Origin of the sequence: Bradyrhizobium sp. OK095 (genome assembly GCF_900109945.1) — a bacterium.
GTDB lineage: Bacteria > Pseudomonadota > Alphaproteobacteria > Rhizobiales > Xanthobacteraceae > Bradyrhizobium.
This window is the reverse complement of the sequence record NZ_FOBX01000005.1, coordinates 378050-400462: the sequence shown is the minus strand read 5'-3', so window position 1 is coordinate 400462 and position 22413 is coordinate 378050. Positions and strand designations below refer to the sequence as shown.

20 protein-coding genes are annotated in these 22413 nt (G+C 63.7%); 5 read left to right on the top strand and 15 right to left on the bottom strand.

Translation table 11 applies throughout. From position 1 onward, the window contains the following. Positions 1–70: 70 nt before the first annotated feature. Both atpA and BMW89_RS16270 read right to left on the bottom strand, forming a co-directional pair. On the bottom strand, positions 71–1600 hold the full coding sequence (gene atpA, locus BMW89_RS16275; RefSeq protein WP_092027983.1) for a F0F1 ATP synthase subunit alpha: 1530 nt from the start codon (positions 1598–1600) through the stop codon (positions 71–73). Then, complete coding sequence (locus BMW89_RS16270; protein WP_092027982.1) at positions 1600–2160, bottom strand: F0F1 ATP synthase subunit delta; 561 nt, start codon at positions 2158–2160, stop codon at positions 1600–1602. The genes atpA and BMW89_RS16270 overlap by 1 nt, the downstream gene beginning before the upstream one ends. A 647-nt stretch (positions 2161–2807) precedes the next feature. Between BMW89_RS16270 and BMW89_RS16265 the strand changes: the two genes are divergently transcribed. Next, positions 2808–3293, top strand: a complete 486-nt coding sequence (locus BMW89_RS16265) for a septal ring lytic transglycosylase RlpA family protein (protein WP_092027981.1) — start codon at positions 2808–2810, stop codon at positions 3291–3293. 214 nt (positions 3294–3507) lie between these two features. Here the strand turns inward: BMW89_RS16265 and BMW89_RS16260 are convergent, their stop codons facing one another. After that, entirely contained in the window at positions 3508–5718 is a 2211-nt protein-coding gene (locus BMW89_RS16260) for a primosomal protein N' (protein ID WP_092027980.1), read from the bottom strand. 111 nt (positions 5719–5829) lie between these two features. On the opposite strand from BMW89_RS16260, the gene BMW89_RS16255 reads away from it, so the two are divergent. Both BMW89_RS16255 and BMW89_RS16250 read left to right on the top strand, forming a co-directional pair. Next, on the top strand, positions 5830–6795 hold the full coding sequence (locus BMW89_RS16255) for a tyrosine recombinase XerC (protein ID WP_092027979.1): 966 nt from the start codon (positions 5830–5832) through the stop codon (positions 6793–6795). A gap of 107 nt (positions 6796–6902) precedes the next feature. After that, a complete protein-coding gene (locus tag BMW89_RS16250; RefSeq protein WP_092027978.1) occupies positions 6903–7496 on the top strand; it encodes a DUF4337 domain-containing protein in 594 nt (197 codons plus the stop codon). Positions 7497–7609: 113 nt separating this feature from the next. Here BMW89_RS16250 and BMW89_RS16245 read toward each other — a convergent pair whose 3' ends face one another. From BMW89_RS16245 to zapE, 10 genes are all read right to left on the bottom strand, one after another. Continuing rightward, positions 7610–8140: a hypothetical protein gene (locus BMW89_RS16245; RefSeq protein ID WP_092027977.1), complete on the bottom strand. Its 531-nt coding sequence runs from the start codon at positions 8138–8140 to the stop codon at positions 7610–7612. 34 nt (positions 8141–8174) lie between these two features. Further along, positions 8175–9575: a dihydrolipoyl dehydrogenase gene (gene lpdA / locus BMW89_RS16240; protein ID WP_092027976.1), complete on the bottom strand. Its 1401-nt coding sequence runs from the start codon at positions 9573–9575 to the stop codon at positions 8175–8177. Positions 9576–9632: 57 nt separating this feature from the next. Further along, complete coding sequence (locus BMW89_RS16235; protein WP_092027975.1) at positions 9633–10394, bottom strand: SDR family oxidoreductase; 762 nt, start codon at positions 10392–10394, stop codon at positions 9633–9635. 55 nt (positions 10395–10449) lie between these two features. Then, positions 10450–11688, bottom strand: coding sequence for a 2-oxoglutarate dehydrogenase complex dihydrolipoyllysine-residue succinyltransferase (odhB, locus tag BMW89_RS16230; protein WP_092027974.1), 1239 nt, complete (start codon positions 11686–11688; stop codon positions 10450–10452). Positions 11689–11867: 179 nt separating this feature from the next. Continuing rightward, positions 11868–14837, bottom strand: a complete 2970-nt coding sequence (locus BMW89_RS16225; protein WP_092027973.1) for a 2-oxoglutarate dehydrogenase E1 component — start codon at positions 14835–14837, stop codon at positions 11868–11870. A gap of 139 nt (positions 14838–14976) precedes the next feature. After that, entirely contained in the window at positions 14977–15861 is an 885-nt protein-coding gene (gene sucD, locus BMW89_RS16220) for a succinate--CoA ligase subunit alpha (protein ID WP_092027972.1), read from the bottom strand. 33 nt (positions 15862–15894) lie between these two features. Beyond that, complete coding sequence (locus BMW89_RS16215) at positions 15895–16374, bottom strand: DUF1579 domain-containing protein (RefSeq protein ID WP_092027971.1); 480 nt, start codon at positions 16372–16374, stop codon at positions 15895–15897. Between the two features lie 4 nt (positions 16375–16378). After that, the gene (gene sucC, locus BMW89_RS16210) at positions 16379–17575 is read right to left on the bottom strand and encodes an ADP-forming succinate--CoA ligase subunit beta (RefSeq protein ID WP_092027970.1); all 1197 of its coding nucleotides are present in this window, start codon (positions 17573–17575) and stop codon (positions 16379–16381) included. Positions 17576–17795: 220 nt separating this feature from the next. Then, on the bottom strand, positions 17796–18764 hold the full coding sequence (mdh, locus tag BMW89_RS16205; RefSeq protein ID WP_045012755.1) for a malate dehydrogenase: 969 nt from the start codon (positions 18762–18764) through the stop codon (positions 17796–17798). A 243-nt stretch (positions 18765–19007) separates the two neighbouring features. After that, positions 19008–20192, bottom strand: coding sequence for a cell division protein ZapE (gene zapE / locus BMW89_RS16200; protein WP_092027969.1), 1185 nt, complete (start codon positions 20190–20192; stop codon positions 19008–19010). 195 nt (positions 20193–20387) lie between these two features. Here zapE and BMW89_RS16195 point away from each other — a divergent pair, with 195 nt between their 5' ends. Together BMW89_RS16195 and BMW89_RS16190 are read left to right on the top strand one after the other, a co-directional pair. After that, the gene (locus BMW89_RS16195; protein WP_092027968.1) at positions 20388–20642 is read left to right on the top strand and encodes a type II toxin-antitoxin system VapB family antitoxin; all 255 of its coding nucleotides are present in this window, start codon (positions 20388–20390) and stop codon (positions 20640–20642) included. Beyond that, positions 20642–21046, top strand: coding sequence for a type II toxin-antitoxin system VapC family toxin (locus BMW89_RS16190; RefSeq protein WP_092027967.1), 405 nt, complete (start codon positions 20642–20644; stop codon positions 21044–21046). Before BMW89_RS16195 ends, BMW89_RS16190 begins: the two co-directional genes overlap by 1 nt. 16 nt (positions 21047–21062) lie before the next feature. Here BMW89_RS16190 and thpR read toward each other — a convergent pair whose 3' ends face one another. Then, positions 21063–21599, bottom strand: coding sequence for an RNA 2',3'-cyclic phosphodiesterase (gene thpR, locus BMW89_RS16185; protein WP_092028078.1), 537 nt, complete (start codon positions 21597–21599; stop codon positions 21063–21065). A gap of 180 nt (positions 21600–21779) precedes the next feature. Further along, the gene (locus BMW89_RS16180) at positions 21780–22412 is read right to left on the bottom strand and encodes an arylesterase (protein WP_177196080.1); all 633 of its coding nucleotides are present in this window, start codon (positions 22410–22412) and stop codon (positions 21780–21782) included. Position 22413: the final 1 nt, after the last annotated feature.

Sequence of the window (22413 nt, the reverse complement as noted above, 5' to 3'; positions counted from 1 at the left end):
TGCCGGGCACACTTCTTATTCCTATGCCTCTCGCGAAGCGGTCATGGCCGGAAGATCCGGCCATGCAGCATCAAGCGAAGGTCTTGGCGAAGGCTTCGACCACCGACTTCAGCTTGGCGGCGCTGTCGTCGGAGAGATCGCGGCTGTCGCGGATCGCATTGAGGATCTCGACGTTCTTGCCGCGCAGCAGCGACAACAGACCGTCCTCGAACGCGCGCACCTTGTTGACCGGGAGCGGATCGAGATAGCCGTTGGTGCCGGCCCAGATCACGCAGACCTGTTCTTCCATCTTCAGCGGCGCGAACTGCGGCTGCTTCAGGAGCTCAGTCAGGCGCGAGCCGCGATTCAGCAGGCGCTGGGTCGAGGCATCGAGGTCGGAGCCGAACTGCGCGAACGCCGCCATTTCGCGGTACTGCGCGAGCTCGCCCTTGATCTTGCCGGCGACCTTCTTGGTGGCCTTGGTCTGCGCCGAGGAGCCGACGCGCGACACCGACAGACCGACGTTCACCGCGGGACGGATGCCCTGGAAGAACAGGTCGGTTTCCAGGAAGATCTGGCCGTCGGTGATCGAGATGACGTTGGTCGGAATGTAGGCCGACACGTCGTTGGCCTGGGTTTCGATGACCGGCAGCGCCGTCAGCGAGCCCGAGCCCTGATCCTTGTTCAGCTTCGCCGCGCGCTCGAGCAGGCGGGAATGCAGATAGAACACGTCGCCGGGATAGGCTTCGCGGCCCGGCGGGCGGCGCAGCAGCAGCGACATCTGGCGGTAGGCGACGGCCTGCTTGGACAGATCGTCATAGATGATGACCGCGTGCATGCCGTTGTCGCGGAAATACTCGCCCATGGTGCAGCCGGTGAACGGCGCGATGTACTGCATCGGCGCCGGATCCGACGCGGTGGCGGCGACGATGATCGAGTATTCCAGCGCGCCCTGCTCTTCCAGCACCTTCACGAACTGGGCAACCGTCGAACGCTTCTGGCCGATCGCGACGTAGACGCAATACAGCTTGATGTTCTCGTCCGGCTGCGCGTTGAGCGGCTTCTGGTTCAGGATGGTGTCGAGCGCGATCGCGGTCTTGCCGGTCTGGCGGTCGCCGATGATCAGCTCGCGCTGGCCGCGGCCGATCGGGATCAGGGCGTCGATCGCCTTGAGGCCCGTCGCCATCGGCTCGCTCACCGACTTGCGCGGAATGATGCCGGGCGCCTTGACGTCGACGCGCATGCGCTTGTCGGCCTGGATCGGTCCCTTGCCGTCGATCGGGTTGCCGAGCGCGTCGACGACGCGGCCGAGCAGGCCCTTGCCGACCGGCGCGTCCACGATGGCGCGGGTGCGCTTGACGGTCTGGCCTTCCTTGATCTCACGGTCGCCGCCGAAAATCACGATACCGACGTTGTCGGTTTCGAGGTTCAGCGCCATGCCGCGGGTGCCGTTCTCGAACTCGACCATTTCGCCGGCCTGGACGTTGTCGAGACCGTAGACGCGAGCGATGCCGTCGCCGACGGACAGCACTTGTCCGACTTCGGAGACTTCAGCTTCCTGGCCGAAATTCTTGATCTGGTCCTTGAGGATCGCGGAAATTTCCGCGGCGCGGATGTCCATCAGCCTGCCTCTTTCATCGCGTGCTTGATCGAATTGAGTTTGGTGCGAAGCGAACTATCGATCATGCGGCTGCCAAGTTTCACCACGAGGCCACCGATGATCGAGGGGTCGACATTCACGTTGAGCGCGACGTCCTTGCCGGTCACCGACTTCAGGGCAACCTTGAGGGCGTCGAGATTCTTGTCCGAGAGCGCTTCCGCCACGGTGACGTCGGCCGTCACCTCACCCTTGAACCGGGCAACCAGGGCGCGATAGGCGCGGATGACGTCAGTCACCGCGAACAGGCGACGATTGGCGGTCAGCACTTTGAGGAAATTGGCGGAGATGCCGGCGATGCCGGCCTTGGCCAGCACGGCCGAGAGAGCCTTGGACTGGACCTCGGCCGAGAACACCGGGCTGCGGACGAGGCGCTTCAGATCGGCGCTCTCATTCAGCAAGGCTTCGAATTTGGCGAGATCGGCTTTGACCTCGTCGACCACTTTCTGGTCGCGGGCCAGTTCAAACAAGGCCGTTGCATAACGACCGGACACACCGGAAACGGACGTATCTTCTGCAGCCACAGACGCGCTCTTTTTGCTGTTAAACTCGCAAGGGAAAAACCGTCGCCACAAAGCGGCGCCTAGCGATCCAAGCCCTTGGAATTCAAGCGGGACTTCGATTTTCGGCCGACACAGGAAGTGCCGGGTCCGTTAAAATCGCGGCTTTGCTAACATAGCAGGCGCGCACGTGCAACATGACGCCAAATTAAAGGCATGACGTTCTGTCGCCAGTTCGTCGCAGTCCACGACGCTTCGACGATGAACGGGATGACGACCTGCCACGCCACGGAATTGCCGTGAGCCTGACGGCGCCATCGCGCCCATTCGTTCCTGCCCTCAGCGCATAGCGGCCATGAACACGGATCGCAGAGGCGTGATTCCGCCCTTACCGGTTTCACCCGCCGAATACTTACTCAATTCTAAACACCGAGTGTGATGACTTCGATTTACAGTATTTGAATGTAATAGATAAGTTAATGAATCGTTAAAGCGCAAGATTACGGAATATTGGCTGAATAGCGGCAGGGGTCACAAGATATTTCATGACGACACATAACGGATTTACTGCCTAATTCACGCCTCATTGCGAAACGAAACGCAACCCGCTCACAAACTGATGAGGGCTCCACTTGCCACATATGTGGCAATACTAGCTTAGGGACCACTAAATGCTGTCTTTGAAGATGCTGGGCTCTGTGACCCGGCCGCGTACGGCGATCGCTTTCGTTGCCGCAACTCTCCTTATCGGTGGAACTGCTACCGAAGCTTCTGCCAAATCCAGGCACCACCGGCACCATCATCACGCCCAGAACGATTCCAGCTCGGATTGGCGCAACGCCAATGCGTCCATGACCCCGTCGTCGGGCTCGGGCCACAGCTTCTCCGGCATGGCGTCCTATTATGGCAACGAGTCCGGCAGCCGGACTGCCTCGGGCCAGCGCTTCAACCAGAACGCCTTGACCGCAGCGCACCGTTCGCTGCCGTTCGGCACCAAGCTGCGCGTCACCCATGGTGGCTCGAGCGTCATCGTCACCATCAATGACCGCGGCCCGTTCGTGCGCGGCCGTGTCCTTGACCTCTCCACGGGAGCCGCCCGCGCCATCGGCCTCACCGGCGCCGGCGTCGGCCGCGTCACCGCGGAAGTCGTCTCCTAACGGCGCGCAACGCGCGTGAAATAAGCCCGCTGTCCCGGGGGACGGCGGGCTTTTTGTTGGCGTCATGCGTTTCCCGGACAAGCTGCAACGCGTGAGCGTTGCGGCGCAGAGCCGGGACCCAGAAGCCGCGAGCGCCTGCGCAACATGGGCCCCGGCTCTGCAGCGCACCGTCGAAGGGACGCTGCGCTGCGTCCGGGGCACGAGACGAGAGTCCTTACAAAAAGCTCTGCGGATCGACGTCCACCTCTAGCTTCTGATTGCCCTTCGGCTTCGGGCACACCGCGAGCCAGTTGCGCAGATAATCCGACAGGTCAAAACCGCGCGCCGATTTCACCAGGATGCGGAAACGATAACGCCCCTTGATCACGGCGAGCGGCGCTTCGGCCGGCCCCAGCACCACGACGCGCTCGTCGCGCGGCGCCAGTGCAACGAGCCTGCGGCCAAGGCCTTCGGCGCTCGGGCGGTCGCCGGCGGAGATGATCAGGCTCGCGAGCCTGCCGAACGGCGGATAGAGCGTGCGCTCGCGCAGATCGATCTCGCTGTCGTAAAAGGCCTCGCGGTCGCAGGCGATCAGCGCCTTCATCACGGGATGATCGGGCTGGTGGGTCTGGAGATAACCGACACCGCGGCCCTGCTCGCGGCCGGCACGGCCGATCACCTGGTTGAGCAATTGCCAGGTGCGTTCCGAGGCGCGCGGATCGCCATTGCTAAGGCCGAGATCCGCGTCGACCACGCCGACCAGATTGAGCCGCGGAAAATTGTGGCCTTTGGCGACGAGCTGCGTGCCGATGATGATGTCGACGCGGCCCTCCGCGATCTCGTTCAGTTCCGAGCGCATCGTCTCGATCGAGGTGATGAGGTCGCTCGACAGCACCATGGTGCGCGCGTCCGGGAACAGCGCAGCCGCCTCCTCCTGCAAGCGTTCGACGCCGGGGCCGACCGCGACCAGCGATTCCTCCGCCGCGCAATGCGGACAGGTCTGCGGCCGCGGCATCGAAAAACCGCAGTGATGGCAGACCAGCCGCTGACGAAAACGGTGATCGACCAGCCAGGCATCGCAGATGGTGCAGGCGAAGCGGTGGCCGCAGGCACGGCATAGCGTCAATGGCGCATAGCCACGGCGATTGAGGAACAGCAGCGCCTGCTCGCGCTTTTCGATCGCTTTTCTGATCTCGGAGGCCAGGCGTGGTGAGATATAGCGGCCGCGCGCGGGCGGCTCGCGGCGCATGTCGATGGCCTCGATATGCGGCATGTGCTGGCCGCCGAAGCGCGAGGGCAGCGCGATGCGCTGATAGCGGTTCTTGCGCGCATTGACCTCGGACTCGACCGAGGGCGTGGCGGAGGCCAGCACGATCGGAATTTTGGCGATATGCGCGCGTACCACCGCCATGTCGCGGGCGTGATAATGCACGCCCTCGTCCTGCTTGTAGGCCTGGTCGTGCTCTTCATCGACGATGATGAGGCCAAGATTGCCGTAGGGCAGAAACAGCGCCGAGCGCGCGCCGACCACGACCGGCGCGGTGCCCTCGGAGATCGCGGCCCAATTGCGCGCGCGGGTGCGCGGCGTCAGCTCGGAGTGCCACTCGATCGGCCGCACGCCAAAACGCTGAGCAAAGCGATCGAGGAATTGTCCGGTCAGCGCGATCTCCGGCATCAGGATCAGCGACTGTTTTCCGCGGCGGATCGCCTCGGCCACGGCTTCGAAATAGACCTCGGTCTTGCCCGAGCCGGTGACGCCGTCGAGCAGCGCCACGTGGAAGGTGCCGTTGGCGGCAAGCGCGCGCAACGTGTCGGCAGCACTACGCTGGAGCGGCGAAAAATCCGGCCGGCTGAAATCCGGATCGGGGGCCGGTGGTGGCGGCGGTGGCGGCATCGGCTCGACCGTGAGCGTGCCCTCGTCGACGAGGCCGTCGACCACGCCGGCGGAGACGCCGGCTTCCTTGGCGGCTTCCGACTTGCTGTGCAGCAGCCGGTCCGACAGCACCTCCATCAGGCGCTGTCGCGCCGGCGTCAGCCGTTTGGGGGGATCGCCGACCAGGCGAACGCCGGCGCGCGTCCGTTCGGGACCGAGATTCTCGCCCATCCGCAGGCACATGCGCAGCACCATGCCGCGCGGGCTGAGCGTGTAATTGGCGACCCAGTCGACCACCGAGCGCAGCTCAGGCTTCAACGGCGGAAAGTCGAGCTTTTCGCTGACTTCCTTCAGGCGGTTATGCAGGCGCGGATCGGGATTGGCGTTCTCCGCCCAGACCACGCCCAGCACCTCGCGCGGGCCGAGCGGCACACTGAGGAGATCGCCGGCCTTCAGCTCCATCCCGCGCGGCACCTTGTAGGAATAGGTCTGGTCGAGCGCGACCGGCACCAGCACGTCGACCATGCGGGTCGCGTTGGCGGGGGTGGTCGCGCTGCGGGACGAATGATCCATGAGGAGAGAATCGGAACCTGGGGGCCTTGAGGCTAGCCGCACAGGGCAGCCTTAGCGAACGTTAACGGGTCTGATGCGATATACTGTGCGGAATCATTACGTCCAGAGCGCATGAGCAAAGCGGCCGCCCCACAAATCGAGCTCGCCAGCGCCGATCCCTCGATTGCGCAGGAGATGACGCGCTGGCTGGTGCATCTCGGTGCCGAGCGGCGGCTGTCGCCGAAGACGCTGGAGGCCTATAGCCGCGATCTGCGGCAGTGCCTGGATTTCCTCTGCGCCCATTGGGGCGAGCGCGTGACGCTCAAGCGCTTCGCCGCGCTCGAAGCCACCGATATCCGCGCCTTCATGGCGATGCGCCGCGCCGACGATATTGCCGGCCGTTCACTGATGCGCGCGCTGGCGGGCCTGCGCTCGTTCGGCCGCTTTCTGGAGCGAGAAGGCAAGGGCAAGGTCGGCGCGTTATCGGCGATCCGCGCGCCGAAGGTCGCAAAGACCTTGCCGAAGCCGCTGCCGATGGCATCCGCAAAGCGCCTGGCCGATGCCGACGAGCGCGCCGGCGAGGACCGCGAGACTTGGATTCTGGCGCGCGACGCTGCGGTGATGGCGCTGTTGTATGGATCAGGTCTGCGCATCTCCGAGGCGCTCGGCCTGAAGCGCCGCGAGGTGCCCCGCGCGGGCGAAGGCGACGTGCTGATCGTCACAGGCAAAGGCAACAAGACCCGCATGGTGCCGGTGCTGCAAAACGTGCTGGCGCTGGTCGACGAATATGTGGGGATGTGCCCGTATCCGCTGCCGGCGGAAGGCCCGATCTTCCTCGGCGCCCGCGGCGGCCCGCTCAGCCCGCGTATCATCCAGCTCGCGATGGAGCGGCTGCGCGGCGCGCTTGGCCTGCCCGACAGCGCAACGCCGCACGCGCTGCGGCATTCCTTCGCAACGCATCTATTATCGCGCGGCGGCGATCTGCGCGCTATCCAGGAATTGCTTGGCCATTCCTCACTCTCGACCACGCAGATCTACACCGGCATCGATTCCGAAAGGCTGCTCGAAGTCTATGCGAGTGCGCATCCAAGACGGTGAAAGAGGCGGTGAAAGAGGCGCTGACACACTGACGTCATAACGTCCTTGCCTCTTGCGCGGCGCCCACGGTTCGGTCAATCGTTGCGGAACCGAGGCAGGAGGACATCATGAGCGCACACGAAAGCATGGAGCACGCCGAGCACGCTGAACACGCGTCCGGCGAGAACAGGAAGATCGCCCTTCTGATCGCCGTGCTGGCGCTGTTCCTGGCGATTTCGGAGACGCTCGGCAAGGGCGCCCAAACCGAATCGATCAGCAAGAATGTCGAGGCCTCCAATCTCTGGGCCTTCTTCCAGGCCAAGAGCATCCGCCGCACGGTGGTGCAGACCGCGGCCGAGCAGGGCAAGCTGACGCTGGGCTCCGCGACCGACGACGCCACCAAGGCCGCGGTGCAGAAGCAGATCGACGACTGGCAGAAGACCGCGGCGCGCTATCGCTCCGAGCCCGAGACCAAGGAAGGCACCGAGCAGCTCGCCGAGAAGGCCAAGGACGCCGAACATGAACGCGACGAGGCGACCGCGAAATATCACCATTTCGAGCTTGCCTCCGCGGCCTTCCAGATCGGCATCGTGCTGGCGTCGGCGACCATCATCACCGGCATGGTCGCGCTCGCTTACATCGCTGGCCTGCTGACCTTTGCGGGACTTGCCATGACTGTGCTCGGCGCATGGTGGCCGCATCTGCTGCATCTGCACGGGTAGGGGCTGAGGCAAATTTGTAGCCCGCATGAGCGCAAGCGATATGCGGGGAGCCGCAACAAAAGGTCCCGGATGTCGCTTCGCTCATCCGGGCTACGCGACCGACGATTCGGCGCTCAGCGCGCCTCGTGCACGCTCTTGCGAAAACGCTGGATCAGACGCAGCGTGCGCGAGGACCAGCCTTCGCCGTTGCCCTTGATGATCTCCCGGATACGCCGCTTGATCGGGTCGACGAGCTCCGCGGCTTTTGCGCGCAGCTTCATCACCAGGGCATAGAGCCGCTCGAACCAGCCCATCTCCATCAGCTTGTCGCGCGTCACGTCGAACACGAAGGCGGTGACGCCGACGCCGAGCAGCTTTGCGAACAGGATGGTGAAGACCGCGCTGGTCCAGTACTCGTGCGTGAGCAGCCACAGGCCGACCAGCTTGAGCGGAAACAGCGGGATGACGGGGACCGCGAACACGATCAGCGTCATCGCCGGCGACAGCGCATCGACGCGATCCGACAGCCATTGCTTGAACCGGGCGAGTGGAATGATGGCGACAACCCGCGCGACGATCGGTTCGAGATGATCCCATAGCCAGGCTTCGATCAGGAAGATGATCGCCAGCAGGACCCAGACCGGTTGAAGAAGGCGGCGCAGCATGTGTTGTCCCGCCCGATTCGGCCTTGGGCGTCGCCTACATATGGATGGCCCGCTTGCCCACTGCAAGCGCGGCTTCCTTGATGGCTTCCGAGCGGGTCGGATGCGCGTGACAGGTGCGGGCGAGATCTTCCGCGCTGCCGCCAAATTCCATGAGAACGCAGGCTTCATGGATCAATTCGCCGGCCTCGATGCCGATAATGTGCACGCCGAGCACGCGATCGGTCTTCGCATCTGCGAGAATCTTCACAAAGCCGTCGGTGGTCTGGTTGACCTTGGAGCGGCCGTTGGCGGTAAACGGAAACTTCCCAACGGTATAAGCGACGCCCGCCTGCTTCAGCTCCTCCTCGGTCTTGCCGACGGAGGACACTTCCGGCGTGGTATACACGACGCCTGGGATAACATCGTAATTCACGTGGCCGGCCTGGCCTGCGATGATCTCCGCAACGGCTACGCCTTCATCCTCAGCCTTGTGCGCGAGCATGGGGCCCGCGACGACGTCGCCGATGGCATAGACGCCCTTCACGCTGGTGGCGAAATGCGGATCGATCTGCACGCGGCCACGGGGATCGAGCGCAACGCCCGCTTCCTTCAGGCCGAGCCCGTCGGTGTAGGGCACGCGGCCGATGCAGACGAGCACGACGTCGGCTTCGAGCGTCTCGGCGGCACCGCCGGCGGCCGGCTCGATCGTCGCCTTCAGCGTCTTGCCTGAGGTGTCGACCGCGGTGACCTTGGCGCCGAGCTTGAACGCAAAGCCCTGCTTTTCCAGGATGCGCTGGAACTGCTTGGCGATCTCACCGTCCATGCCGGGCAGGATGCGGTCCAAAAATTCAACGACGACGACTTCGGCGCCGAGACGATGCCAGACCGAGCCGAGCTCGAGGCCGATCACGCCGGCACCGACGATCAGGAGCTTGCCAGGGACCTTGTCCAGCGACAGCGCGCCGGTCGACGAGACGATGCGCTTCTCGTCGATCTCGATGCCCTTGAGGCGCGCGATGTCCGAGCCAGTGGCGATCACGATGTTCTTGGTCTCGATCATTTGCGACTTGCCGTCGGCGGAGACTTCGACCTTGCCGGTACCGAGGATCTTGCCGGTGCCCTTGAGCACGTCGACCTTGTTCTTCTTCATCAGGAACTCGACGCCCTTGACGTTGCCGTCGATGCCCTGCTGCTTGAAGTTCATCATCGCCGGCAATTCGAGTTTTGGCGCGGAAACGCTGATGCCCATCTTGGCGAAGGAGTGCCCGGCTTCCTCGAACATTTCGGAGGCGTGCAGCAGCGCCTTCGACGGCATGCAGCCGACATTGAGACAGGTGCCGCCGAGCGTGGCGTTCTTTTCGACCACAGCGACTTTCATACCGAGCTGGCTTGCGCGCACCGCGCAGACATAACCGCCAGGTCCAGTGCCGATGACGACGAGATCGTAGGGTGCCATGAGAGAAAGTCCCGTGAGTTTAGCGTGATGAGGATATGTCAGCGTCCGCGCGGCGCGTCAGCGTCCGCCGGACACATCGAGCGTGGCTGCGGTGATGTAGGAAGCCTCGTCCGACATCAGCCAGACGATGGCGTTGGCGATTTCGTCCGCGGTACCGACGCGCTTCATCGGCACCATATGGGCCAGGCGATGGTGCCGATCGGGCTCACCGCCGGAGGCGTGGATTTCCGTATCGATCAGGCCGGGACGGATGCCGGCGACGCGAATGCCTTCGCTCGCGACCTCGTAACCGAGGCCAATGGTGAAGGAATCGATCGCGCCCTTGGAGGCGGCATAATCGACATACGTATTGGGCGCGCCGAGCTTGGCAGCAACCGATGACAGGTTGACGATGACGCCGCCCTTGCCGCCATGCTTGGTCGACATCCGCTTGACGGCTTCGCGCGCGCAAAGAATGGAGCCGGTGACGTTGACCGCCATCACGCGCTGGATGCGCTCGGCCGACATCTCGTCGACGCGCACGCCGCTCTGGCCGACGATGCCGCCATTGTTGACGAGCGCGCCGAGCGTGCCGAACTTGTCGGCTTCCTTGAACAGCGCGACGATGTCGCTTTCCTCGGCGACGTCGCATTTCACCGCGATGGCCTTGCCATTGCTGGCCGCGATCTGGGTAACGACCTCGTCGGCCGCCTGCTTGTTGCTGGCATAGCCGACCACGACACGGAAGCCGCGCGCGGCGACCGCAAGCGCAGTGGCGCGACCGATGCCGCGGCTGCCGCCGGTGATGACAACGACTTTATCTGTCACGCGCGCCTCCATGTTTCGACACGCGCCGTCGCGCAATTGTGCGACGGCGCTCGCAGAGCACTCGGGATTAGAGGTCCAGCACCAGACGCGCCGGATCTTCCAGGCTCTCCTTGACGCGAACCAGGAAGGTGACGGCTTCCTTGCCGTCGATGACGCGGTGATCGTAGGACAGCGCCAGATACATCATCGGGCGGACCTCGACCTTGCCGCCGATCGCCATCGGCCGCTCCTGGATCTTGTGCATGCCCAGGATGGCGGACTGCGGCGCGTTGAGGATCGGGGTCGACATCAGCGAACCGTAGATGCCGCCATTGGTGATGGTGAAGGTGCCGCCCTGCATCTCGTCGATCTTGAGCTGGCCGTCACGGGCACGGCGGCCGAAATCGGCGATGCCCTTCTCGATGTCGGCGATCGACTTGTTGTCGCAGTCGCGCACGACGGGGACGACGAGACCCTTGTCGGTGCCGACGGCAACGCCGATGTGGTAATAGTTCTTGTAGATCAAATCGGTGCCGTCGATCTCGGCGTTGACGGCCGGGATGTCCTTCAGCGCCTGCACGACGGCCTTGGTGAAGAAGCCCATGAAGCCGAGCTTCGAGCCGTGCTTCTTCTCGAACGCATCCTTGTAGTGGGCCCGCAGCGCCATGACGTTGGTCATGTCGACCTCGTTGAAGGTCGTCAGCATGGCCGCGGTGTTCTGCACGTCCTTGAGGCGGCGCGCGATGGTCTGGCGCAGCCGGGTCATCTTGACGCGCTCTTCGCGGGCAGCGTCGTCGGCCGGCGAGGCGCTGCGCACCTGCACGGCAGCGGCGGGCTGATTGACCGGGGTCGGCGCGGAGGCCGCACGCTCGATCGCGGCGAGCATGTCGCCCTTGGTGACGCGGCCGTCCTTGCCGGAGCCCGGAACGGTCGAGGCGTCGACGCCGGTTTCGGCGGAAAGCTTGCGCACAGACGGGGCGAGCGGCGCATCGGCCGGCGGCGCCTTCGCGGCCGGAGCCGGAGCGGCAGCCGCGGCGGCTGGAGCAGCGGCTGCGGGCTTCGCAGGAGCGGCAGCCGGCTTGGCACCGGCGGCGCCTTCGGTGATCTGGCCGAGCAACGCACCGACCGCGACGGTCGTGCCGTCGGCAGCGACGATCTCGCTCAGCGTGCCGGCGGAGGGCGCCGGGACTTCGATGGTGACCTTGTCGGTCTCGAGCTCCACCAAGGGCTCGTCGACGGCGACGGCATCGCCGGCCTTCTTGAACCAGCGGCCGATGGTGGCCTCGGTGACGGATTCGCCGAGCGTCGGCACACGAATTTCAGTCATGGTCTTTTCCTTAAGGGATCGCCGGTGCGGTCATGAATTCCGATGTCATCGGCCCGCGAAAAGCAGGCCATCCAGCAAGCGGGACGCATCGCATTCACGAGCACGTCGCAACTTGCCGGATGCCCCGCCCTTGTGCGCACTGACGCAGTGGGGGCGGGGCATGACGCAGTTCAAAAAGTTCAGCTCAGTGCTTCGTCCAGGAACGCCTTCAACTGCGCCTGATGCTTCGACATCAGACCAGTGGCGGTCGCAGCGGAAGCGGCGCGGCCGACATAACGCGGACGCCGGCTCACGCCGTTGGCCTGGTTCAGCACCCATTCCAGATAGGGCTCGATGAAGTGCCACGCACCCATGTTGCGCGGCTCTTCCTGGCACCAGATCACTTCCGCCTTCTTGAAGCGGGACAGCTCGGCCACCAGCGCCTTCAGCGGCACCGGATAGAGCTGCTCGACGCGCATCAGATAGATGTCGTCGATGCCACGCTTCTCGCGCTCCTCGTAGAGGTCGTAATAGACCTTGCCGGTGCAGAGCACGATGCGGCGGATTTTTTCGTCCGGAACGAGCTTGACGGCCTCGTTCGGCAGCATCTGGGCGTCATCATAGAGGATGCGGTGGAAGGTCGTTCCCTTCGCAAGCTCTTCGAGACGCGACACCGCCCGCTTGTGACGCAACAGCGACTTCGGCGTCATCACGATCAGCGGCTTGCGGATCTCGCGATGCAGCTGGCGGCGCAGCACGTGGAAGTAGTTCGCCGGCGTGGTCGGATAGACCACCTGCATGTTGTCTTCCGCGCACATCTGCAGGAACCGCTCCAGACGCGCCGAGGAATGCTCCGGTCCCTGGCCCTCATAGCCGTGCGGCAAGAGGCAGACGAGGCCGGACATGCGCAGCCATTTGCGCTCGCCCGAGGAGATGAACTGGTCGAACACGACCTGCGCACCGTTGGCGAAGTCGCCGAACTGGGCTTCCCACAAGGTCAGCGTGTTCGGCTCGGCGAGCGAATAGCCGTATTCGAAACCGAGCACGGCTTCTTCCGACAGCAGCGAGTTGATGACCTCGTAATGGCCCTGCTCGTTGCCGAGATGGTTGAACGGCGTGTAACGGCTCTCGTCTTCCTGGTCGATCAGGACGGAGTGACGCTGCGAGAAGGTGCCGCGCTCCGAATCCTGTCCGGACAGGCGGACATGGTGGTTCTCGTTGAGCAGCGTGCAGAACGCCAGCGCCTCGCCGGTCGCCCAGTCGATGCCGGCGCCGGTGTCGATCGCCTTCGAGCGGTTCTCGAGGAAACGCTGGATGGTGCGGTGGGCGCGGAAGCCGTCGGGCACCTTGGTGATCTTGCGGCCGATATCCTTCAGCGCGGTGACGTCGACGCCGGTCACGCCGCGTCGCGCATCTTCTTCCTGATCGGCGATCTTGAAGCCGGCCCATTTGCCGTCGAGCCAGTCGGCCTTGTTGGGCTTGTAGCCGGAGCCGGCTTCGAGCTCGGCATCGAGCCGCGCGCGCCAGTCGGCCTTGGCCTTGTCGACCTCGCCCTCGGTCACCACGCCTTCGCTGATGAGGCGGCGGGCGTAGAGCTCCAGCGTCGTCGGATGGGCCGCGATCTTCTTGTACATCACCGGCTGGGTGAAGGCCGGCTCGTCGCCCTCGTTATGGCCATGCCTGCGATAGCAGAACATGTCGATGACGACGGGCTTGTGGAACTTCTGCCGGAACTCGGTCGCGACCTTGGCCGCGAACACCACGGCTTCCGGGTCGTCGCCGTTGACGTGGAAGATCGGCGCGTCGATCATCTTCGCCACATCCGACGGATAGGGCGAGGAGCGCGAGTAACGCGGATAGGTGGTGAAGCCGATCTGGTTGTTGACGATGAAGTGCACGGAACCGCCGGTGCGGTAGCCCTTCAGGTCCGACAGGCCGAAGCATTCCGCGACAACGCCCTGGCCGGCGAACGCGGCGTCGCCGTGCATCAAGAGCGGCATCACCGAGATGCGCTGGTCCGGCGGATCGCCATGCTGGTCTTGCTTGGCGCGGACCTTGCCGAGCACCACGGGATCGACGATCTCGAGATGCGAGGGGTTCGCGGTCAGCGACAGATGGATGCGGTTGCCGTCGAACTCGCGGTCCGACGACGCGCCGAGATGGTATTTGACGTCGCCGGAGCCTTCGACCGCGTCGGGATTGGCCGAGCCGCCCTTGAACTCATGGAACAGCGCGCGGTGCGGCTTGCCCATGACCTGGGTGAGCACGTTGAGGCGGCCGCGATGCGGCATGCCGACCACGACTTCCTTCACGCCGAGATTGCCGCCGCGCTTGATGATCTGCTCGAGCGCGGGAATCAGCGATTCGGCGCCATCGAGACCGAAGCGCTTGGTGCCGGTGAACTTGGTGTCGCAGAATTTTTCGAAGCCCTCGGCTTCGACCAGCTTCATCAGGATGGCGCGGCGACCTTCGCGTGTGAACGAGATCTCCTTGTCCAGCCCTTCGATGCGCTCCTGGATCCAGGCCTTCTGCGCAGCATTGCTGATGTGCATGAACTCGACGCCGAGCGTCTGGCAGTAGGTGCGCTCGCAGAGCGCGGTGATCTCACGCAGGCTGGCATATTCGAGGCCGAGCACGTGATCGAGGAAGATCTTGCGGTCGAAATCGGCTTCGCTGAAACCGTAGGTGCGCGGATCGAGCTCTTCGCGATTGCGGGGGGCTTCGATGCCGAGCGGATCGAGCTTGGCGTGGAAGTGGCCGCGCATGCGGTAGGAGCGGATCAGCATCAGGGCGCGGACGGAGTCGCGCGTGGCCTGGAGCAGTTCGGCGGACGTAATGCTGACGCCCTTGTCGCCCCCCTTGGCCTGCGCCTTGGCGGCGATCTTGGCACCGACAGCCTTCTCGACTTCGGCCCAGTTGCCGTCGAGGGCGGAGGTCAGATCGTCCTGCGGGGTCAGCGGCCAGTTGGTCCGCTCCCAGGACGGGCCCTCGGCGTTCTTCCGGACGTCGGCGGGCTGGTCGTTGAGGCTCTTGAAGAACTCCTGCCACTCGGAATCGACCGAGGACGGGTCCTTCTCGTAGCGGGCGTAGATTTCGTCGATGTAGGTGGCGTTGGTGCCCTGCAAAAAGGAGGAGAGGGCAAAGGCTGCGTTCGCGTCTTGGCGAGACATACTTGAGTTCCTGGCGATTTTTCGGTTCGCGCATAACAAACGGCGCTGGCGCTGGGCTCCCCGGCAGAGGCCCAGTGCGACAGGCACCATTTACCCTATTTGCTGCGAAACTTCGCCCGGAAAAGCACGAAGGAGTGAATTATGCCTTCAATATTTCGGCAAGCGTGTGGCCGAGGCGGGCGGGAGACGGGGACACTGTAATCCCTGCCGATTTCATCGCGTCGGTCTTGGAACCGGCGTCGCCCTTGCCGCCCGAGATGATCGCGCCGGCATGGCCCATGCGGCGGCCGGGAGGTGCGGTCACGCCAGCGATGAAACCGACCATCGGCTTCTTGCGACCGCGCTTGGCTTCGTCCTTGAGGAACTGGGCGGCGTCCTCCTCGGCGGAACCGCCGATCTCGCCGATCATGATGATCGACTCGGTCTTGGGGTCGCCGAGCAGCATTTCCAGCACGTCGATGAACTCGGTTCCCTTGACCGGATCGCCGCCGATGCCGACCGCGGTGGTCTGGCCGAGGCCTTCCTGCGAGGTCTGGAACACAGCTTCGTAAGTGAGCGTGCCGGAGCGGGAGACGATGCCGACAGAGCCGGTCTTGAAGATGTTGGCGGGCATGATGCCGATCTTGCACTCGCCGGCGGTCATGACGCCCGGGCAGTTCGGCCCGATCAGGCGCGACTTGGAACCGGCCAGCGAGCGCTTCACACGCACCATGTCGATGACAGGAATGCCCTCGGTGATGCAGACGATCAGCGGGATCTCGGCGTCGATGGCTTCGCAGATCGCGTCCGCCGCGCCCGGCGGCGGCACGTAGATCACGGATGCGTCGGCGCCGGTCTTCTCACGCGCCTCGCGCACGGTGTCGAACACCGGCAGGCCCAGATGCGTCGCGCCGCCTTTGCCCGGCGAGGTGCCGCCGACCATCTTGGTGCCGTAGGCAATCGCGGCCTCCGAGTGGAAGGTGCCGTTCTTGCCGGTAAAGCCCTGGCAGATGACCTTGGTGTTCTTGTCGATCAGGATGGACATGAGGTCTGCTTTCGCGAACTAACGAGTGAGAGGTCAGTGGATGCGGCGGTAGACGCCGGTGAGCACGTCAGCCCAACCTTCCGCGTCCGGCGAGAACTGGATCTTCAACGAATAGGAATCGTCGTCGATGATTTCGTAGACGTGGCGCGCATTGCCGCGGAGCGAGCCGCGCACCAGCGTCAGGGTCTTGCCGACCCACCCGCCGGAGGCGGGCGAGGGCGGCGTGTAGCCGAGCGAGTCGTACCAGAACAATTTGTAGGTCCGGTCTTCGCGATCGAAGGTGAAGATGCCGTGGGTCGCAAAACTCTGCTTGCCGTCACGCATCTGGACACTGTCCTGGATCAGGTAGAATCCATTGAGGTCCATGCGCGCGACGGTGTGCGAGGTCGCCGGCCCGCCCGCCATCCAGCGCGACGGGAAGACCACCTCTTCGCCATTCCATTCGCCGGCGAACGCGGCGAGACGCGCATGCTCTGCAAGTGGGGATGATGCGGCGAGATGGTCCTGGGTCATGGCTTTAGCCCCCCTTGACGGCCTTCACGATCTTCTGCGCGGCGTCGTCGAGATTGTCGGCCGGCACCACGTTCAGGCCTGATTCGCGGATGATCTTCTTGCCCTGTTCGACATTGGTGCCTTCGAGGCGGACCACCAGCGGCACGCTGAGACCGACTTCGCGCACGGCGGCGGTGACGCCCTCGGCGATCACGTCGCACTTCATGATGCCACCGAAGATGTTGACCAGGATGCCCTTCACGCTCGGATCGGCGGTGATGATCTTGAAGGCGGCCGCGACCTTCTCCTTGCTGGCGCTGCCGCCAACGTCGAGGAAGTTCGCCGGCGCCATACCGTAGAGCTTGATGATGTCCATCGTCGCCATGGCGAGACCGGCGCCGTTGACCATGCAGCCGATATTGCCGTCGAGGGTGACGTAGTTGAGATCGTATTTCGACGCCTCGATTTCCTTGGCGTCTTCCTCGGTCTCGTCACGCAGCGCGAGCACCTCGGGATGACGGAACAGGGAGTTGTCGTCGAACGACACCTTGGCGTCGAGCACGCGGAGCTGGCCCTGCTTGGTCACGACCAGCGGGTTGATCTCCAGCATCGACATGTCCTTGGCGACGAACGCGGCATAGAGCTGCGCGGTGAGCTTCTCGGCCTGCTTGGCGAGATCGCCGGACAGCTTCAGCGCGTTGGCGACGGTGCGGCCGTGATGGCCCATGATGCCGGTCGCGGGATCGACCGAGAAGGTCACGATCTTCTCAGGGTTGTTGTGCGCGACGTCCTCGATGTTGACGCCGCCTTCGGTCGAGACGACGAAGGAGACACGCGAGGTCTCGCGGTCGACCAGGATCGAGAGATAGAACTCCTTGTCGATGTCGGAGCCGTCCTCGATGTAGAGGCGGTTGACCTGCTTGCCGGCGGGGCCGGTCTGGATCGTCACCAGCGTGGCGCCGAGCATCTGCTTGGCGAATTCGGAGACTTCGGCGGCCGACTTGGCGATGCGGACGCCGCCCTTGTCGCCGGCTGAGGCTTCCTTGAACTTGCCCTTGCCGCGGCCGCCGGCATGGATCTGGCTCTTCACCACATAGACCGGACCCGGCAGCGCCTTGGCGGCGGCGTCCGCATCCGCGGGGTTCAGGATGGGCACGCCCTTGGAGATCGCTACGCCGAACTCGCTGAGCAGCGCTTTGGCCTGATATTCATGGATATTCATATGGTCGCTCCCTGAACCCGCGGGCGGTGACCACATGGGCCCACCTCAGTCTTGTGGCTGGCATACCATATACCACAGGAACTGCAACTCGGATTCTTTGACATCGATCTCTGGACTGCCGGACCGGATCTCGCAAAGCCCTCAACAAGTGGCGCAGCGGGGTCCGGAAGTGAAACCGCCGAAGACCGGGTTTCGATCTTCGGCGGGGATTGTTTTGACCTTAGCGGCCGAGAAGATCGGGGGCGATCTTCTTGCAGGCGTCGACCAGACCCTGCACCGCGCCGACCGACTTGTCGAAGGCCTCGCGGTCCTTGCCGGTGAGCTCGATCTCGACGACGCGCTCGACACCCTTGGAGCCGATCACGACGGGGACGCCGACATACATGTCCTTCACGCCGTATTCGCCGTTGAGATAGGCGGCCGAGGCCAGCACGCGCTTCTTGTCACGCAGATAGCTCTCGGCCATCGCGATCGCGGACGCCGCGGGCGCATAGAAGGCCGAGCCTGTCTTGAGCAAATTGACGATCTCTGCGCCGCCGTTGCGGGTGCGATCGACGATCTCGTCGAGGCGCGCCTGCGAGGTCCAGCCCATCTTGACGAGGTCGGGCAGCGGGATGCCGGCGACGGTGGAGTACTTCACCAGCGGCACCATGGTGTCGCCATGGCCGCCGAGCACGAAGGCGGTGACGTCTTCGACCGAGACGTTGAACTCGTCGGCCAGGAAGTAGCGGAAGCGCGAGGAATCCAGCACGCCGGCCATGCCGACGACCTTCTTGTGCGGCAGGCCGGAGGCCTTCTGCAGCGCCCAGACCATGGCATCGAGCGGATTGGTGATGCAGATGACGAAGGCGTCGGGGGCGTATTTCTTGATGCCGGCGCCGACCTGCTCCATGACCTTGAGGTTGATGGAGAGGAGGTCGTCGCGGCTCATGCCGGGCTTGCGCGGCACGCCGGCGGTAACGATGCAGACTTTTGCGTTGTCGAGGGCTTCGTAGGAGTTGGCGCCGGTGTAGTGGGCGTCAAAACCGTCGACCGGCGAGGACTGCGCGATATCGAGCGCCTTGCCCTGCGGCACGCCCTCGGCGATGTCGAACATCACGACGTCGCCCAGTTCTTTCAGGCCGATGAGGTGAGCCAGCGTTCCGCCGATCTGACCGGAGCCAATCAAAGCAATCTTGTCGCGCGCCATGTGAACCTGTCCTTCAGACACGTCAGGAGGGGAAAAACTGACTGGGTGGTTATCCCTTTCGCTTCCGCCGTTCAAGTCGGTGGATGCCCAATTGTCGGGCTTGCTGGGATTCCAACCAGCACACACCGGTCGTCATTCCGGGGCGCGCGGAACGCGAGCCCGGAATCCATACTCCCGATGGTGGTTATGGATTCCGGGGCTGCGCCTTCGGCGCATCCCGGAATGACGGGCGGGAGATAGGACTTAAGTCTCCACCAGGCCCTTGGTGGAGCCGCTGGCGGTGGAATCCTTGCGACCGTGAGGCAGCGCCAGATAGGATTCCGAGCTCATTTCGATCAGCCGCGACGCCGTCCGCTTGAACTCGTTGGCCTCGTTGCCCTCGTGGGCAAGGTAGAGCGAGATCGGGTTGGCATCGGCCGAGGCCATCAGCTTCACGGCATTGTCATACAACGTGTCGATCAGCGTGATGAAGCGCTTGGCGGAATTGCGCTGGGAGACGTCCATCACTGGAATATGGTCGACCAGGATGGTGTGATAGTCGTGCGCCAGCCTGAGGTAGTCGGATGCACCCAACGGCTTCTCGCAGAGATCGGCGAACGTGAAGCGCGCGACGCCATGGGCCGAGCACGGCACGTGCAGGATGCGGCCCTTGATCGAGATGTCGCGCGACTTGCATTTGGCGTTGCCGGATATCTTCGACCAGGCGCGGTTGAGCGCTTCGTCGGCATCGCCATCCGCCGGCGTCAGCCACATCTGCACGCCCTGAAGTTTTTCCAGCCGGAAGTCGGTGCGCGCATCGAGCCGCGCGACGTCCATGTGGTCGGTGATCTGCTTGATGAAGGGCAGGAACAGCGAACGGTTGAGCCCGCCCTTGTAGAGATCGTCCGGCGCGACGTTGGAGGTCGCGACCACGACGGTGCCGAGCTCGAACAGTTTTGCGAACAGGCGCCCCAGGATCATCGCGTCCGCGATGTCGGTGACGTGGAATTCATCGAAGCAGAGCAGCCAGCTCTCCTCGAAGATCGCATTCGCCGTGAGCACCATGACGTCGCCATCGGCGGTCTCGCCACGCGCGATGCTCTGGCGATAGTCGTAGATGCGCTCATGCACATCGGCCATGAACTCGTGAAAATGCGCGCGCCGCTTGTGCTCGACGGTGGAGTGCTGGAAGAACAGGTCCATCAGCATGGTCTTGCCGCGGCCGACCTCGCCATGGATGTAGAGCCCGCGCGGCGCCTCGTCCTTGTCGCTGCTGAACAGACGGCTGAGCAGGCCCTGCTTGCGCTGCGGCTTGTAGTTCGCAAGCCGCAGGTCCAGCGCCGCATAGGCCTCGGCGACCTCGGCCTGTGCGGCGTCGGGCTCGATCGCGCCGGACGCGATCCGGGCCTGATAGGCCTCGTGAAATGAGGAACTGGGGGTCGAGAGCATGGCTCTTTACCGCCAGAGACTGACGAAAATTGCAACTGTGTATTGACGCAACGGCTTATGCGCTGCGTCCTTCACGGACAGACCGCGTGCGATGGACGGACCTCTGCGCCGATCCGGTTCTCGTCACGCACCACCATCCATTCTTGCGTTCCAGTGGGCTAGAATATACCTATTGAGGAACCAAGGAACCTCAACATGGCACTAAGCATCAAGGACCCCGAAACGGAGCAATTGGCGCGGAGTCTGGCCCAATTGACCGGCGAGAACATCACGACGGCGACCAAGCGCGCCATCGAGGAGCGCCTGCGTCGGCTCGGCGGTCAAACTCGCAAAGCCGCACTGCTGGAAGACATGGCCGAGATCAGGCGACGCTGGAGCGAAATGCGAGTCGTGGATGACCGCACACCCGAGCAGATTCTCGGATACGACGAGCATGGATTGCCACGCTGATGGTGATCGACGCATCTGCGATCGTGGCCATCGCTCTCAACGAGCCCGATGCGCCAGACCTCGAAGTTCAAATTGCAGATGATCCGGTCCGCCTGATCTCTGCGGCAACGGTGCTTGAAGCTGCGATGGTGATCGAGACGCGGCTGGGTGATGCAGGCGGGCGTGAGTTCGATCTCTGGCTTGTCAAGATCGGCGCGGAGATCGTGGCGGTCGACGCCAACCAAGTTGATACGGCACGACGCGCTTGGCGTCGCTACGGCAAAGGACGTCACGCCGCATCGCTCAACTACGGAGACTGCTTCTCCTACGCGCTGGCTACGACCCGCAGCGAACCACTGCTGTTCAAAGGCGAGGACTTTGCTAGGACCGACGTCAGTCGATCAGGCGTGGCGCCACTGAGATAACGCGCCGAGAAAGACCTCACTCACACAGCTCGTAGGCGTCCTCGACCACATACGGCCCGCCGCCGGTGGACGCGCGGGAGGAGAACAGCACAAAACGTTCCGCCGTGAACGCCTTGCTCGGGAAGTAGCCGCGCATCGAGAGATAATCGGCGACGTCGCGGTCGGTGGCGTCGTGCAGGCGGGCCAGCGTGACATGCGGGATGAACTTGCGTCCCTCAGGGTCGAGACCGATCCTTTGCATCAAGCGTTCGAGCTCGGCCTGCAATTCCATCAGCGGCTTGCTCGGCGCGATGCTGGCGACCACCGCGCGCGGCTTGCGGCCGCCGAAACTCTGCAAGCCCTGCACCTTCACCTCGAACGGCTTGCGGTCGACGCGAAACAGCATCGAGGCGATCTCGTTGGCGGACATGCCGTCGATATCGCCGATGAAGCGCAGGGTGACGTGATAATTTTCGGGATCGATCCAGCGGGCGCCGGGAAGGCCACCTCGCAAATTGGAAAGCGTCTGGCTGACTTCAGCCGGGATTTCCAGACCAGTGAACAAACGCGGCATCGTTTCGCACTCCCGATGCTTGGGCATGATCCCTTCAAGGAAAGATCATATCCAAATTTTAGAGCCGGCGACGAATCATCTGTACCTTGATTCCTATCGCGTTTGTGTGACTCTGCGAAGAGTCGCGCGCCTCACCCCGGTAAAACCCTGGGAATTAGGGTTAGCGTTGCCCGCTTTTCATCATCGCTGCTCGCTTATGTTGCGCAAAAATGCCTCCACTGTGGGCATCATGTTGCCGACGATGATGTCGACGCCGGCCGCGGTCGGATGAATGCCGTCGGCCTGGTTGAGCTTGGCGTCGGCGGCGACGCCGTCGAGGAAGAACGGATAGAGCGGCACGTCGAATTTTTTCGCCAGATCCGGATAAATCGAATTGAAGCGCGCGGCATAATCGGCGCCGTAGTTCGGCGGCGCCAGCATGCCACACAACATCACAGGGATCCTGCGCGCCTTGAGACGCGCAACGATCTCGGTCAGCGCGGCGCGCGTCAAATCGGGATCGATGCCGCGTAGCGCGTCGTTGGCGCCGAGCTCGATGATCACGCCCTCGGTTCCGTCCGGGACCGACCAGTCGAGCCGGTCGCGGCCGCCCGAGGAGGTGTCGCCGGACACCCCGGCATTGGTCATGTCGACCTCTATGCCTTTGGCTTGCAATGCTTTTTGGAGCTTTGCGGGGAAGGCCTCCTGGGCCGGGAGGCCGAGGCCGGCACTTAAGGAATCGCCGAGAACGACAAGCTTGAGCGGTTTTGTCGCTTCCGCCCAAGCCGGGTTCGCAACCGTCATCAAAGCGAGCATCAACACGGCTATGTGCATG